Source organism: Streptomyces sp. NPDC055103 (assembly GCF_053607625.1).
On the sequence record NZ_JBSGTX010000001.1, the window covers coordinates 221,560 to 236,451 of the forward strand.

The following is a 14,892-nucleotide window of genomic DNA, read 5'->3' on the forward strand; positions in this document are numbered from 1 at the left end:
GCGCCTCAGCCCTCCTCTTCCTCCGTGTCGGTGCGGGCCTTCGCCGCCCGGCGCAGCCGGTGGTGGCGGGCGCCGCCGCCCTGTTCGGTCATCGCCTCGCCGACCAGCGTCCGCACCGCGTCCCGCATCCCGTGCAGGGCGTGGTGCCGGACCGGGCCGGCCCCCGGGTCGTCCCGCAGCTCCTTCAGGAGCGCGAAGCACAGCGCGAGCATGACCATCACGAAGGGCAGCGCCACCAGGATCGTCGCCGTCTGGAGCGAGTTCAGACCGCCGACGACGAGCAGCGCCGCCGCCACGGACGCCATCAGGACGCCCCAGGTGACCACGAGCCAGGTCGGCGGGTGGAGCGAGCCCCGGCTCGTCAGCGAGCCCATGACCAGCGAGGCCGAGTCCGCGCTCGTGACGAAGTACGTCATCACGAGGATCATCGCGATGACCGAGGTGACCGTGCCGATCGGCAGCGCCTCCAGCATCGCGAACAGCGAGGCCTCCGCGCCGTCCTCGACCGCCTCCGCCAGGTCCGCCGCGCCCGTCGACTCCAGCCGGATCGCCGTACCGCCCATCACGCAGAACCACACCACGGTCGCGCCAGAGGGCACGAGCAGCACGCCCGTCAGGAACTCTCGGATCGTCCGGCCGTGCGAGATCCGGGCGATGAAGGTGCCGACGAAGGGCGCCCAGGACAGCCACCACGCCCAGTAGAAGATCGTCCACGCGCCCAGCCAGTCGGGATCGGAGAAGGCGCCGGTCCGGCTCGCCATCGGCAGCAGCTGGTGCAGATAGCCGCCGACCGAGGCCGGGATGGTGTCCAGGATGTAGACGGTCGGGCCGAGCAGGAAGACGAAGAGCATCAGACAGCCGGCGAGGACGATGTTCAGCGTGGAAAGCCACTTCACGCCCTTGTGGAGCCCCGAGAAGGCCGACACGACGAAGGCCGCCGACAGCGACACGATGATGATCAGCTGCGTGGAGGTGGTGTTCTCCACGCCCATCGTGAGGTTCAGCCCCTCGGCCACCTGGAGGGCGCCGAGCCCCAGGCTCGTCGCCGTGCCGAAGACCGTCGCGAAGACCGCGAGCAGGTCGATCGCCTTGCCGGGCCAGGAGTTCGCCCGGCGCGCGCCCATCAGCGGCACGAAGGCCGAGCTGAGCCGGTTGCCGCGGCCCTTGCGGAAGCCCGCGTACGCGAGGGCGAGACCGGCGATGCCGTAGATCGCCCACGGGGTGAGCGTCCAGTGGAAGAACGAGTACTCCATGGCGGTACGGGCCGCGGCGCCGGTCCCGGCCGGGACCCCGCTCGCCGGGGGAGGGCTCAGGAAGTGCTGGAGCGGCTCCCCGACCCCGTAGAACATCAGACCGATACCCATGCCGGCGCTGAACATCATCGCGATCCACGCGAGGTTCGTGAACTCGGGCTCCGAGTCGTCCGCGCCCAGCCTGATCCGGCCGAAGCGGCTCAGCGCGATCACCACGCACAGCACCAGGAAGGTGTCCGCGGCGACCACGAACAGCCAGGCGAAATTGGACAGCACCCACTGCAGGGCCGTGGACGAGGCGCTGTCGAAGGAGTCCTCGCCCAGGGCCGCCCAGGCGACGACCGCCACGACGGCCGCGATCCCGATCCCGATGACCTTGCCATCGGGTACGCCATCGGGTGCGGGCCGCTCACGCGGGGTCCGTTCGATCCGTTCCGTACTCATGCGACCCCACTATGGTGCGGAATATCGCTTTATCAGGGGGTGGCACGCCGTCTGGCGGTACGGATAGGGTCGGCCCTGGCGCGACTGCACGTTCGAAAGCAAGGGATGCAAGGTGACGGACGGGGCAGCAACTCAGGTCGCTCACGTACTCGTGGCGGCCGACAAGTTCAAGGGTTCGCTCACGGCCGTACAGGTCGCGGAGCGGGTCACGGCAGGACTGCGACGGGTCGTCCCGGAGCTCACGGTGGAGACGCTGCCCGTCGCGGACGGCGGCGACGGCACCGTCGCGGCCGCGGTCGCGGCCGGATTCGAACGCCGCGAGGTCCAGGTGACGGGCCCGCTCGGCGAGCCGGTCACGGCGGCCTACGCGCTGCGCGACACCACCGCGGTCGTCGAGATGGCGGAGGCCTCGGGTCTCCAGCTCCTCCCCGCCGGGGTCTTCGCCCCGCTGACCGCGACCACCTACGGCTCCGGGGAACTGCTCCGCGCCGCGCTGGACGCGGGGGCGACCACCGTCGTCTTCGGCGTCGGCGGCAGCGCCACCACCGACGGCGGCGCCGGCATGCTCGCCGCGCTCGGCGCCCGCTTCCTCGACGCGGCCGGCGAGCCCGTCGGACCCGGCGGCGCGGCCCTCGCGGAGCTGGCCACGGCCGACCTCACCGGCCTCGACCCGCGCTTCACCTCGGTCGACCTGATCCTGGCCAGCGACGTCGACAACCCGCTCACCGGCCCCAAGGGCGCGCCCGCCGTCTACGGCCCGCAGAAGGGTGCCACCCCGGACGACGTCCGCACCCTGGACGCGGCCCTCGCCCACTTCGCCACCGTCCTGGAGAAGGCCATCGGCCCCAAGGCGGCCGAAGCGGCCGTGGCGCCCGGCGCGGGCGGCGCGGGCGGCATCGGCTACGGCGCCCTCATCCTGGGCGCGAGCTTCCGCCCCGGCATCGAGCTGATGCTGGAGGTCCTCGGCTTCGCCCCCGCCCTGGAGCGGGCCACCCTCGTCATCACCGGCGAGGGCTCCCTCGACGAGCAGACCCTCCACGGCAAGGCCCCGGCGGGCGTCGCCGCGGCGGCCCGCGCGGCCGGCAAGGAGGTCGTCGCGGTCTGCGGCCGCCTGGCCCTCCCGCCGGAGGCCCTCGGCAAGGCGGGCATCCGCCGCGCGTACCCCCTCACCGCCCTGGAACCGGACCCGTCCACGTCCATGGCGAACGCGGGCCCGCTCCTGGAGGACGTGGCGGCGTCGATCGCCCGCGACTTCCTGTCGTAGTCGCACGCCGCCGCACGCGGGAGACACCCCTGTCGCCGCACGCGAAGACGCTCGTACGGGTCCTGGGCGCCGTTCCCCGGCCCGTACGAGTGTTCCTCACCCCTGCGACGCCGTCAGCCGGAACGCGTCCAGGGCCAGTGTCATCTCCGTCAGGTCCCGCGGCCGGGACAGCGACCGTGACGTCAGCTGTTCCAGGCGCCGCAGGCGGTTGAACACCGTGTTCCGGTGGCAGTACAGGCGGCCCGCCGCCCGACCCGCCGAGCCCTCGCAGTCGAGCCACACGTCCAGCGTCTCCAGGAGGACCGCCCGGTCCGCCGGATCCAGTTCGAGGAGACCGCCCAGGACGTCCGAGACCAGCAGGCTCGCCACCTCCGGCTGGCCCACCACCAGCGCCCCCGCCATCCGGCGGTCCAGCCGCACGATCTGCCGGCTGCCCGGCGGGCACGTGCGCAGGGCCAGCTCCGCGAGACGCCGCGCCCGGCCCAGCTCGGTCAGGCCGACCACGACCGGACTGATCCCGCCCGGCCCCGGGCACCGCCCGTCGAGGAGCTCCGACAGGGCGTCCAGACCGGTCTCCCCGGCCAGCGCCACCACCCCGATCTCGCAGTCCGCGCCCATCCGCCACAGGAACCGCACGCCCTCGCCCTGCACCTGCCGGTGGAACGACTCCCGCTCCTCCCGCCGGTCGTAGCGCAGCACCACCACCGCGTACCGCCCCTGCTCCGGCAGGTCCAGGCCCGCCGCCGCCCGCGACACCAGCTCGGCCGACCACTGACCCTGGAGCAGCGCGTCCAGGAGCGCCTGGAGCTGCTCGTCGGTCCGGCGCCGCAGCTCCGCCTCCGCCGACCGGTACGCCTCCGACGCCGTGTCCGCCTGCGCGTCCACCGCCGACCACACCGTCGTCGCCGACTGCATCAGCGCCGCCAGCTGCGCCGTGTCGTCCCGGGCGCCCTCGATCAGCGCGTCCCAGACCAGATGCCCCGCGTGGCGGTACGCGTGCACGACCAGCTCGAGCGGCATCCCCTGCGCGGCCCTGCGCCGGCCCATCTCCTCCGCCTGCTGAAGATCCCGCCGGGGCGAGTTCCGCGGCGCCGAGATCATCTCGATCCCGATCCGCATCGCCTCCTGGGCCTCCTGCCAGTGCTGGTCGTACGGCAGGATCCGCCCGTAGGCGGGCTCGTACGCGTGCAGCTCTCTCAGATGCTCGTCCACCAGCTCCGGCACCCGCTCCAGAAGCGCCGTGCACGCCTGAGCGAGCACCTTCCAGTCGTCACCGGTCCGCCGTCTGCGCCGTCCCATGCCCCGGAGGATCCACCGCACCGGGCCCCTCGGCACACCCCTGACGCGCAGCGTTGTGCGCATGCACAGCCCATCGCCGTCCCCGCTGGTCACCGGCAGCGATTCGGCCGCGGGACGTGGACGGACCGTCCGGCGCGGTGCTGGGGTGAGCGCCACTGAACGGCCGAGTAACAAAGACGGCCGGGGAAGGGGATCCATGGGAGGAACCGCACCCGCCCTCGAGGTCAAGGACCTCACGGCGGGATACGGACCGGTGCGCGCGCTGCGCCAGGTGTCGCTGACCGTACCGGCGGGCGCCGTCGTCACCGTCCTGGGCGGCAACGGCGCCGGCAAGTCGACCCTGCTGCGGGCCGTCTCGCGCACCCTGCGGTTCCACGGCGGGTCCGTGGTCTCCGGCACGGTGAGCCGCGACGGCCGGCCGCTCGACGGGCTCCCGCCCGACCGGGTCGTCGCCGCCGGCGTCTCCCAGGTGCCGGAGGGCCGCCAGGTCTTCGCCCGGATGACGGTCGAGGACAACCTCCGCGCCGGCGCGCTCGGCCGCCGCGGCGACCGCGCCGCGAAGGCCGCCGCGCTGCGCCGGGTCCACGAGCTCTTCCCGGTCCTGGCCGACCGGGCCCGCCAGCAGGCCGGGCTGCTCTCCGGCGGCGAGCAGCAGATGCTCGCCGTCGGCCGAGCCCTCATGGCCGCGCCGGGCCTGCTCCTCCTCGACGAGCCGTCCCTGGGGCTCGCCCCGCTGATGGCCGCCCGGATCGCGGACGCCGTCCGCGAGATCAACGCCCAGGGCACGGCCGTGCTCCTCGTCGAGCAGAACGCGGCGCTCGCGCTGCGGCTCGCCTCCCGCGCGTACGTCCTGGAGGTCGGCGAGGTCACCCTCTCGGGACCGGCGGCCGAGCTCGCCGCCTCCGACGAGGTGCGCCGCCGCTACCTCGGCGTCGTCGACGAGGACGCCGCCGCCGACGCGGCCCGCGCCCGGGCCGCGCACCCGGTCCTGTCCCGCTGGGAGGAGACCCGATGAGCGACCAGGCAAGCGACCCGACGAGCGAGGCGTCCGTGCCCGCACCGACGAGCGAGGCGTCCCTGCGCGCACCGACGAGCGAGGCGTCCGTGCCCGCCCCGAGGACCGGCGCCCCCGCGCCCGCCCCGGCCATCCCCGACGTCCCCGCCCTCGTCGTCGAGGACCTGACTGTCCGGTTCGCCGGGCTCACCGCCCTCGACGGCATCGGCTTCACCGTCCGGCCCGGCACCGTGCACGCCCTCATCGGCCCCAACGGCGCCGGCAAGTCCACCTGCTTCAACGTGCTCTCCGGCGTCTACCGGGCCACCGCGGGCTCCGTCCGCCTCGGCGCACACGAGCTGACCACCCTGCCCCCGCACCGGATCGCGGACCTCGGCGTCGGCCGGATCTTCCAGAACCTGGCCCTGCCGCCCCGCGCCAGCGTCGAGGACAGCCTGATGCTCGGCCGCCACCGGCTCACCCGCACCGGCTTCCTCGCCGCCGGACTCCGGCTCCCCTCCGCCGCCCGCGAGGAGGCCCGCCACCGGGCCAGGGTCCGGGAGATCGCCGCCTTCGTCGGCTTGGAGAAGCAGCTCGCGCAGCCCGCCGGCTCCCTTCCGTACGGACAGCAGAAGCTCGCCGAACTCGCCCGCGCCCTCTGCATGGAGCCGAAGCTGCTGCTGCTCGACGAGCCCGTCGCCGGCATGACCGCCGACGAGCGGGTCCGTACCGCCGCCGTCATCGCGGGCGTCCGCGACAGCCTCGGCATCTCGGTCCTCCTCGTCGAGCACGACATGGGCCTGGTGATGCGGCTCGCCGACTCCGTCACCGTCCTCGACTTCGGCCGCCGCATCGCCGACGGAGCCCCCGGCGACGTCCAGAACGACCCGGCGGTCGTCCGCGCCTACCTCGGAGAGGAGACCGCCGCGTGAGCACCTTCGCTGAAATCCTGATCAACGGCGTCTCACTGGGCTCGATCTACGCCCTCATCGCCCTCGGCTTCGTGGTCATCTTCCGCGCCACCGAGGTCGTCAACTTCGCCCATGCCTCCCTCCTCCTGGCCGGCGGCTACGTCACCGCCGTCCTCCACGACGACATCGGCTTCTGGCCCGCGCTGCTCGCCGGGATCGCGGGCGCCGCCGTGGTCGGCGCCGCCGTCGAGTTCTTCGTCATGCGCCGCCACCGGGGCGCCGACCACAGCGTCCTCGCGATCGTCACCATCGGCGTCGACATCCTGCTCGCCACCGAGCTGACCCGCCGGATCGGCACCGACATCCTCGCCCTCGGCGACCCGTGGGGCGACGCGGTCCTCACCGTCGGCCCGGTCACCATCGCGCAGACCCGGATCGCCGCCCTCCTCGTCGCGGCGCTCCTCATCACCGCCTTCCTGCTCGCCTTCCGCTACACCTCCTGGGGCGTCGCCATGCGGGCCGCCGCCGAGAACCAGGAGACCGCCGCCCTCATGGGCATCCGGCTCGGCCGGGTCTCCCTCGGGGCCTGGGCGGTCGCCGGCGCCCTCGCCGCCGTCGCCGCGCTCTTCCTCACCGTCTTCCCGACGCCCGGCCTGGAACGCGCCACCTCGCTCGCCGCCCTCAAGGCCTTCCCCGCCGCCATCCTCGGCGGCCTCGACTCCACCACGGGCGCCCTCGTCGGCGGACTCCTCGTCGGCATCACCGAGTCCCTCGCCACCGGCTACCAGAGCGACCTGGCCTTCCTCGGCCGGGGCATCGGCGACCTCGCCCCCTACCTCGTCATGGTCGCGGTCCTGCTGATCCGCCCGGCCGGACTCTTCGGTACGAAGGAGCTCGCCCGTGTCTGAGACGCTCGCCCGGAGCGCCCTGCGCGTCCGTACGCCCGCGGTGTACGCGTGGACCGCCGCCGGACTCCTCCTCGTCGCGCTCCCGTTCTACCTGGACCGCTTCTGGCTCCAGGCCGGGCTGTTCGCCATGGTCGCCGCCCTCGGTGCCCTCGGCATCAACCTGTTGACCGGCGCCACCGGCCAACTCTCCATGGGGCACGCCTTCTTCCTCGCCGTCGGCGCCTACGGCTACTGCCTCTTCGCCGGCGACGGTGCGGACGGACTCGCCGGTCTCGGCCTGCCCGGCTGGCTCGCCGCCGTCCTCGCGGTGGCCCTCGCGGGCCTGGCCGGCGGGCTGTTCAGCCCCATCGCGGGCCGGCTGCGCGGCGCGTACCTCGGCATCGCCACCCTCGCGCTGATCTTCATCGGGCAGCACGTCCTCTTCAACGCCCATGACCTGACCGGTGGTTACAACGGCCGTGCCGTCCCGCCGCTCTCCCTCTTCGGACTCACCTTCGACGACACCGAACTCCTCGTCGCCCAGGTGCCGTTCGGTGCCGTGGAGAAGCTCTGGTACCTCGGCCTGATCCTGCTCCTCGGTGCGGTGCTCTTCGCCAGGGGAGTCCTCAGGGGCCGTCCCGGCCGCGCCATGAACGCGATCCGGGACCACCGGATCGCCGCCGGGGTCATGGGCATCCCGGTGGCCCGCTACCGCGCCGCCGTCTTCGTCCTCTCCTCCATGTACGCGGGCCTGGCCGGCGTCCTGCTCGCCCTCGTCTTCCAGCGGACCGTGCCGGAGTACTTCGGCATGGCGCTCTCCCTCGAATACCTGGCCATGATCGTCATCGGCGGTCTCGGCTCCGTCGCCGGCGCGGTCGTCGGAGGCGTCTTCGTCTCCCTCCTGCCGCAGGTCCTCACCCGGTACAGCGAGGCGCTGCCCCTGGTCTCCGCCCCGGGGACGGGCGGGATCGCACCGGGGGAGGCCTCGCGCTACCTCTACGGCGCCGCCGTCGTCGCGGTGGTGCTGTTCCTGCCGGGCGGCCTGGTCCGCCTCGCCGCCAGGAAACCCAAGAGCCCCCCACCCAAGAGCCCCACCCCCACCCCCACCCCCACCCCCACCCCCACCCCCACCGACACCCCGTCCACCGACACCCCGTCCACCGAACCCTCTGGGGAGACACGATGAACCACCGCAGACAGGCCGTGCGGGGCCTGACCGCCGCGCTCGCCGCACTGGTCGCCCTCACCGCCGCCGGATGCAGCTCCAAGGCCAAGACCGGCGACGGCAAGCAGACCGACGCGGGCGGGGTGAAGACCGGCGTGGGCGTCACCGACAAGACGATCGCGCTGGGCGCCCTCACCGACATGACCGGCGTGTACGCGACCCTCGGCAAGAGCGTCACCCAGGCCCAGCAGCTGTACGTGAAGCAGGTCAACGCCGCCGGCGGGATCTGCGGCCGGCAGCTGGAGCTCACGGTCCGCGACCACGGCTACGACCCGCAGAAGGCGCTCGCCGCCTACACCGAGCTGGAGCCGAAGGTCGTCGGCTTCCCCCAGTTCATCGGCTCCCCGTTCGTCGCCGCGGTCAAGCCCAAGGTCGACGGCAAGGACAAGGGGCTCGTCCTGCCCCAGGCCTGGTCGGCCTCCCTCCTCGGCTCCCCGTACATCCGCGTCCTCGGCGCCACGTACGACGTCGAGACGATCAACGCCGTCGACTTCCTGCTCAAGGAGAAGGGCCTGAAGTCCGGCGACAAGCTCGGCCACGTCTACTTCGAGGGCGACTACGGCGAGAACGCGCTGAAGGGCTCGAAGTACGCCGCGGAGAAGGCCGGCCTGACCGTCGTCGAGCAGAAGATCAAGCCCACCGACAACGACATGTCGGCGCAGGTCTCGGCGCTCAAGCAGGCCGGGGTCAAGGCCGTCGTCATCAGCGCCGGCCCCCGCCAGGCCGCCTCCCTCGTCGGCGTCGCGGCCGCCACCGGCCTCAAGGTCCCCGTCGTCGGCAACAACTCCGCCTTCGCCCCGCAGCTCCTCGGCACCCAGGCCGGGCCCGCCCTGGAGAAGATGTACTGGTTCGCCTCGCCGAGCCTGCCCATCGGCGCGGACACCCCGACCGCCAAGAAGCTCGTCGCCGACTACCAGGCCGCCTACCCCGGCGACGGCCTCGACAACGGCATCGTCGCCGGCTGGACCGCGGCCGGCGTCTTCGGTGAGGCCCTGAAGAAGGCCTGCGCCGACAAGGACCTCACCCGCGAGGGCGTCGACAAGGCGCTCCTGAGCCTGAAGGCCCACGACGCCGGCTTCGGCATGACCCACGACCTGGGCGACCCGAAGGCGCCGTCCTCCCGCGAGTCCGTGATCATCCAGCCGGACAAGGCCGTCCCCGGCGGCATGCGCGCGGTCCGGCAGCCGTTCGTCTCGGACGCGGCGAAGGCCTACACGCCGTAGGCCGTGTCCGCGAAGCCCGTCCGCCAGGACGGGCGGGCCGGGGCCCAGCCCAGCGCGCGGGCCCGGGCGTTCACCGCGCCCCGGGCCCAGGGCGCCCGGCCCCCGCTCCGCTCCGGGGCCGGGACGCCGAGCGCTCCGGCCAGGACCGGCAGCCAGTCGTGGCCGGGCGCGGGCTCGTCGTCCACCACGTTGTACGCGCCCGAGGGCCAGGCCAGGGCCCGTACGGCCGCCTCGGCGGCATCGGCGACGTGCACGAAGGAGCTCACCGAACCGTCGGCCGCCGTGCTGCCCAGGAACCGGGCCTCCGGATCCCCGGCCAGTGCGGCGGCCACCGCGCCCCCGGGCGCGTACCAGGTGCCGGGCCCGTAGAGGATCCCGTACCGCAGGACGACGGCCTCCGGAAGCTCCGCCACCGCGGACTCCAGGGCGCGGACGCCCGCGACGATCCGGGCCCGGGGCAGCTCCTCCGTCGCGTCGAGCGGTACGGACTCGTCGGCGGGCGCGTCCCCGGGGCCGTACGCCCAGGCGATCGACTGCGCGACGATCCGGCCGACCCCGGCCGCCCGCGCCGCGTCCACGAGATGGCGTGTGCCCTCGATCCGCACCCGGTTGTTCGCGGCCCCGTCCGCCCCGCCCAGGTCCGTCAGCTGGTGCACCACGGCGTCCGGCGCGGCCTCGGCCACCGCCCGCCGCACCGCCGCGGCGTCCAGGACGTCCACGGGGCGCGGACCGCGCCGGGAGATGCCCACGACCTCGTGGCCCGCCGCTTCGAGGCGGGGGACGAGCTGACGACCCACGGCGCCCGTGGCGCCCGCGACCAGTACACGCATGGACCCGACCCTAGTGGATCTTCACATCCCCGAAACATCGCGGTGTGAAGCTCTGGCCCATGACTGCACGTATCGAGGAGAACCGTTCCCACCCGCGCCTCCGCGACCTGCTGGCCGCCTACCATCTGGTCAACCAGGCCGAGAAGGGGACGGCCGTGGAGACGGTCGCCGAGCTCCCGGCCGTATACCGGGGAGAGGCCGAGGACCCGGCCGCCGCCTTCGCCGCCGACACCGTCCTGCTCGTCACCGCGCCCGGGGCCGACGCCCCGTCGGGGTGTGTCGTCCTCAAGGCGCCCCGCGAGGGCCGCGCGCCCGAGATCAAGCGGCTCTGGGTCGCGCCCGAGGCCCGGCGGAAGGGCCTCGCGAAGGCGCTCATGGCGGAGGCCCTGCGCCGGGCCGCCGCCTCCGGGGCACCCGCCGTACGCCTCACGGTCTGGGCCTGGCGGGCGGAGCCGCTCGCCCTCTACCGGAGCCTCGGTTTCGCGCCCGTCGCCTCCTGGGACGAGCGGCCGGACCTGGTCTGCCTGGAGAAGCCGCTCGCCGCCCCTGACGTCATCGAGCGCCTCACCCCCGACGCCGTACGGATCCACGCCCCCGCCGGTCTCGCCGCGCTCCTCGTGGACGCCGTCGACGGCGGGGCCTCCGTCGGCTTCCTGGCGCCCCTGGAGACGGCCAGAGCGGCCGCCTGGTGGTCGGGCGTCGCCGAGGAGACCGAGGCGGGCGTACGAGACGTGTGGGCCGCCCACGCCCCGGACGGGAGCCTGACCGGTGTCGTCACCCTCGTCCGTACCGGCACGGACAACGGCCGTCACCGCGGCGAGATCGCCCGGCTCCTCGTGCACGGCTCCGCCAGGGGCCGCGGCCTCGGCCGCCGGCTGCTCGCCACGGCCGAGGCCCACGCCGCTGCCACCGGCCTGAGCCTGCTCGTCCTGGACACCCAGACCGACAGCCCGGCCGAGCGCCTCTACCGGGGAGCGGGCTGGACCGCCGCGGGAACGATCCCGGACTTCGCCGCGGACCCGGCCGGCGCCCTGTGCGCCACCACGCTGTACTACAAGCGCCTCGGCTGACCCCCGGGCACACGAAAGGGCCCCGGGAGGCTGGTCGCCTCCCGGGGCCCTTCACGTACCACTCGATCCGCTACCGCAGCTGCGCGGCACGCGCCTCGCGGCTCTCACGGCGGTTGCCGCGGAAGGTGTTCACCCGGCGGGCCGTCGCGAAGAGGGGGATCACGGCGCCCATCACCACCTGGAGCGCGCAGCCGGTCTGGAGCAGGAACGCCCCGCCCGGGGCGTCGAACGCCCAGGCCGCCAGCATGCCCATCGCACCGACGATCCAGCCGAGCATCGCCACCGCGAGGACACCCCGCGGCTTGGGGTACTCGACCCGGCTCACCATCAGCCAGGCCACCCCGATGATCGCGAGGAGCGTCGGGATGAACGGCAGCTCAAGGAGAACGATCGAGACGACCGTCAGCGCGCCGAAGGGGCTCGGCATGCCCTGGAACATGCCGTCCTTCATCGTCACGCACGAGAATCTCGCGAGCCTCAGCACCACGGCGAGCAGCACCACGATCGCGGCCACCGCCGAGACCTTCTGCTGCGCGTCGTCCGCGACCATCCCGTACACGAGGACGAAGTAGGCCGGGGCCAGACCGAAGCTGATCAGGTCCGAGAGGTTGTCGAGCTCGGCGCCCATCGGCGAGCTGCGGAGCTTGCGCGCCACGATGCCGTCGAAGAGGTCGAAGATCGCCGCTGCCAGCATGAGGATCACGGCCGTGGCGGCGCTGTTGCGCGCCATGCCGGTCTCCGTGCTGCCGGTGAGGTGAGGGATCAGGATGCCGGTCGTCGTGAAGTAGACCGCCATGAAGCCACACGTGGCGTTACCGAGCGTGAGGGCGTCCGCTATGGACAGCCTCAACGACAGCGGCATCTCCTCGGCCGCTTCGGCCGCCTCCGCCTCGGCTTCGGCAGCCCAGCCGGCAGCCCGTGTGTCGGGATCAATCACGGTCAATGCGAGTCACCCCCGCGGTCGTGGCCTGGCCGACCTCGACGGCGACCTCGACACCCTCCGGGAGGTAGATGTCGACACGCGAGCCGAAGCGGATCAGGCCGATCCGGTCACCCTGCTCGACCTTCGTCCCCTGCGGGATGTACGGCACGATGCGTCGTGCCACGGCACCCGCGATCTGCACCATCTCGATGTCGCCGAGCTCGGTGTCGAAGTGCCAGACAACGCGCTCGTTGTTCTCGCTCTCCTTGTTGAACGCCGGGACGAACCCGCCGGGGATGTGTTCCACGGACGTCACCGTGCCGGCCAGCGGCGCGCGGTTGACGTGGACGTTCAGCGGGCTCATGAAGATGGCGACCCGGGTCCGTCCGTCCTTCCACGGCATGATGCTCTGCACCACACCGTCGGCGGGGGAGATGACCCGGCCCTGCGCGATCTCGCGCTCGGGGTCGCGGAAGAACCACAGCATGCCCGCCGCGAGAGCGGTGGTGGGCACGGCGATGGCCGCGGCACGCCTCGACTTGCGCGCGCGCAAGAGGGAGAGCGCCGCGGTGGCGACGGTCGGCAGAAGCCACGGCGATGCTCCGCGCGCGAGGCGTACGCCCGAGAGGCTGTCGCGGTGTGCAGAGGTTTGGCTGTGGGGCATGGATGACCTTCGTAGCGGATGATGCCGCACTGGCAACGGGGGACGGCGGCTTTCCGGCGATGCTATCGGTTGCGGGGCGCAACTGGGCAAGCCAGGAACCGAGTCGACGGCCGGAAGACGAACACAGGGTGTGATCTTCTTCGCGGCCGAATCGACTCAAACGCGACAATCAACCCTGGAATCGGTACTCCTCGAGCAGCCGACGACCAATGATCATTTTCTGGATCTCGGCGGTACCTTCACCGATGAGCAGCATCGGCGCCTCGCGGTAGAGACGCTCGATCTCGTACTCCTTCGAGAACCCGTAGCCGCCGTGAATGCGGAAGGCATCCTCCACGACCTCCTTGCAGTATTCGGAGGCGAGGTACTTCGCCATCCCTGCTTCGAGGTCGTTTCGTTCCCCGGAGTCCTTTTTGCGTGCTGCGTTCACCATCATGGCATGAGCGGCCTCGACCTTGGTAGCCATCTCGGCGAGCTTGAACTGAATCGCCTGGTGTTCCGCGATCGCCTTGCCGAAAGTGTGACGTTGCTGGGCATATGAGACACCCAGTTCGAAAGCACGCTGCGCGACGCCGCAACCACGGGCCGCCACGTTCACGCGGCCGACTTCCACGCCGTCCATCATTTGGTAAAACCCTCGGCCCGTCGTGCCGCCGAGGACCCGATTGGCCGGAATGCGCAGTCCGTCCATGATGAGTTCGGTCGTGTCGACGCCCTTGTAACCCATCTTGTCGATCTTCCCGGGAATGGTGAGGCCGGGTCGGACCTCTCCGAAGCCGGGCTCCTTCTCGACGAGGAAGGTCGTCATCGACTTGTGGGGGGCGGTGCCCTCCGGGTGTCCTTCGTCACTTCGGACGAGAACGGCGACCAGCGTTGACGTACCGCCGTTCGTCAGCCACATCTTCTGGCCGTTGAGGACGTACTCGTCGCCGTCCTTCACCGCCTTCGAGGTGATGGCCGACACGTCCGAGCCGAGGCCCGGCTCCGACATCGAGAAGGCGCCGCGCGTCTCGCCGGCCGCCATCCGCGGAAGGAAGTAGTCCTTCTGCTCCTGGGTGCCGTGCTGCTTCAGCATGTACGCGACGATGAAGTGCGTGTTGATGATGCCGGAGACCGACATCCAGCCGCGCGCGATCTCCTCCACGCACAGCGCGTAGGTGAGGAGCGACTCACCGAGACCGCCGTACTCCTCGGGGATCATGAGGCCGAAGAGGCCGAGCTCCTTGAGCCCGTCGACGATCTCCTGCGGGTACTCGTCGCGGTGCTCCAGCTCGGTCGCGACCGGGATGATCTCCTTGTCGACGAACTCCCGGACGGTCTTCAGGATCTCCTGCTGGACGTCCGTGAGCCCGGCGGTCTGGGCGAGTCGGGCCATGGCTACTTCTCCGTCTTCTTGGCGGGCTCGATCAGCTCGGGGCGGCCGGGCTGCTCGCCGCCGCGCTCCTTGATGTACGTCTCGGTGGGGACCATGACCTTGCGGCGGAAGACGCACACGAGGGTGCCGTCCTGCTTGTAGCCCTTGGTCTCGACGTAGACGATGCCGCGGTCGTTCTTCGACCTCGACGGGGTCTTGTCGAGGACCGTCGTCTCGCCGTAGATCGTGTCGCCGTGGAAGGTCGGCGCCACGTGCCGCAGCGACTCGATCTCCAGGTTGGCGATCGCCTTGCCGGAGACGTCCGGCACGGACATGCCGAGCAGCAGCGAGTAGATGTAGTTGCCGACGACGACGTTCTTACCGAAATCCGTCGTGTTCTCGGCGTAATTCACATCCATGTGCAGCGGATGGTGGTTCATCGTCAGCAGACAGAAGAGATGGTCGTCGTACTCGGTGACCGTCTTTCCGGGCCAGTGCTTGTAGACGGCACCGATCTCGAACTCTTCGTAGGTACGGCCGAACTGCATCGGA

At 72.1% G+C, this 14,892-nt stretch carries 14 protein-coding genes and 1 pseudogene; 8 read left to right on the plus strand and 7 right to left on the minus strand.

Annotated features, from left to right (window positions below; translation table 11 throughout):
- Positions 1–5 precede the first annotated feature (5 nt).
- Positions 6–1,697, minus strand: coding sequence for a BCCT family transporter (locus ACWFR1_RS01095; RefSeq protein WP_453545111.1), 1,692 nt, complete (start codon positions 1,695–1,697; stop codon positions 6–8).
- 112 nt (positions 1,698–1,809) lie between these two features.
- Here ACWFR1_RS01095 and ACWFR1_RS01100 point away from each other — a divergent pair, with 112 nt between their 5' ends.
- Positions 1,810–2,961 (plus strand): glycerate kinase, encoded by a 1,152-nt coding sequence (locus ACWFR1_RS01100; protein ID WP_453545113.1) that lies wholly within the window; start codon positions 1,810–1,812, stop codon positions 2,959–2,961.
- Between the two features lie 96 nt (positions 2,962–3,057).
- Here the strand turns inward: ACWFR1_RS01100 and ACWFR1_RS01105 are convergent, their stop codons facing one another.
- The gene (locus ACWFR1_RS01105; RefSeq protein WP_453545115.1) at positions 3,058–4,260 is read right to left on the minus strand and encodes a PucR family transcriptional regulator; all 1,203 of its coding nucleotides are present in this window, start codon (positions 4,258–4,260) and stop codon (positions 3,058–3,060) included.
- A 196-nt stretch (positions 4,261–4,456) separates the two neighbouring features.
- On the opposite strand from ACWFR1_RS01105, the gene ACWFR1_RS01110 reads away from it, so the two are divergent.
- From ACWFR1_RS01110 to ACWFR1_RS01130, 5 genes are read left to right on the plus strand one after another with little or no spacing between them, the layout of a single operon-like run.
- Positions 4,457–5,275 (plus strand): ABC transporter ATP-binding protein, encoded by an 819-nt coding sequence (locus ACWFR1_RS01110; protein WP_376407792.1) that lies wholly within the window; start codon positions 4,457–4,459, stop codon positions 5,273–5,275.
- Positions 5,272–6,186 (plus strand): ABC transporter ATP-binding protein, encoded by a 915-nt coding sequence (locus tag ACWFR1_RS01115; RefSeq protein WP_453545118.1) that lies wholly within the window; start codon positions 5,272–5,274, stop codon positions 6,184–6,186. The genes ACWFR1_RS01110 and ACWFR1_RS01115 overlap by 4 nt, the downstream gene beginning before the upstream one ends.
- The gene (locus tag ACWFR1_RS01120; protein ID WP_453545120.1) at positions 6,183–7,073 is read left to right on the plus strand and encodes a branched-chain amino acid ABC transporter permease; all 891 of its coding nucleotides are present in this window, start codon (positions 6,183–6,185) and stop codon (positions 7,071–7,073) included. The genes ACWFR1_RS01115 and ACWFR1_RS01120 overlap by 4 nt, the downstream gene beginning before the upstream one ends.
- Positions 7,066–8,238: a branched-chain amino acid ABC transporter permease gene (locus ACWFR1_RS01125; RefSeq protein ID WP_453545122.1), complete on the plus strand. Its 1,173-nt coding sequence runs from the start codon at positions 7,066–7,068 to the stop codon at positions 8,236–8,238. The genes ACWFR1_RS01120 and ACWFR1_RS01125 overlap by 8 nt, the downstream gene beginning before the upstream one ends.
- A complete protein-coding gene (locus ACWFR1_RS01130; RefSeq protein ID WP_453545124.1) occupies positions 8,235–9,500 on the plus strand; it encodes an ABC transporter substrate-binding protein in 1,266 nt (421 codons plus the stop codon). Before ACWFR1_RS01125 ends, ACWFR1_RS01130 begins: the two co-directional genes overlap by 4 nt.
- On the opposite strand, the gene ACWFR1_RS01135 is transcribed toward ACWFR1_RS01130, so the two are convergent.
- Positions 9,488–10,330: an NAD-dependent epimerase/dehydratase family protein gene (locus ACWFR1_RS01135; RefSeq protein ID WP_453545126.1), complete on the minus strand. Its 843-nt coding sequence runs from the start codon at positions 10,328–10,330 to the stop codon at positions 9,488–9,490. The two genes, ACWFR1_RS01130 and ACWFR1_RS01135, sit on opposite strands and share 13 nt — an antisense overlap.
- Positions 10,331–10,389: 59 nt before the next feature.
- Between ACWFR1_RS01135 and ACWFR1_RS01140 the strand changes: the two are divergent.
- Positions 10,390–10,812, plus strand: a pseudogene (locus tag ACWFR1_RS01140) (GNAT family N-acetyltransferase); the annotation flags it as partial.
- A gap of 72 nt (positions 10,813–10,884) precedes the next feature.
- Complete coding sequence (locus ACWFR1_RS01145) at positions 10,885–11,400, plus strand: GNAT family N-acetyltransferase (protein ID WP_453545395.1); 516 nt, start codon at positions 10,885–10,887, stop codon at positions 11,398–11,400.
- Positions 11,401–11,470: 70 nt separating this feature from the next.
- Here the strand turns inward: ACWFR1_RS01145 and pssA are convergent, their stop codons facing one another.
- The 4 genes from pssA to ACWFR1_RS01165 form a co-directional block, all read right to left on the minus strand.
- Positions 11,471–12,337, minus strand: a complete 867-nt coding sequence (gene pssA, locus ACWFR1_RS01150; protein ID WP_453545397.1) for a CDP-diacylglycerol--serine O-phosphatidyltransferase — start codon at positions 12,335–12,337, stop codon at positions 11,471–11,473.
- A complete protein-coding gene (locus ACWFR1_RS01155) occupies positions 12,330–12,986 on the minus strand; it encodes a phosphatidylserine decarboxylase (protein ID WP_317600640.1) in 657 nt (218 codons plus the stop codon). Before ACWFR1_RS01155 ends, pssA begins: the two co-directional genes overlap by 8 nt.
- Positions 12,987–13,155: 169 nt before the next feature.
- On the minus strand, positions 13,156–14,361 hold the full coding sequence (locus ACWFR1_RS01160) for an acyl-CoA dehydrogenase family protein (protein ID WP_453545129.1): 1,206 nt from the start codon (positions 14,359–14,361) through the stop codon (positions 13,156–13,158).
- A 2-nt stretch (positions 14,362–14,363) separates the two neighbouring features.
- Positions 14,364–14,888: a MaoC family dehydratase gene (locus ACWFR1_RS01165; RefSeq protein ID WP_453545131.1), complete on the minus strand. Its 525-nt coding sequence runs from the start codon at positions 14,886–14,888 to the stop codon at positions 14,364–14,366.
- Positions 14,889–14,892 lie beyond the last annotated feature (4 nt).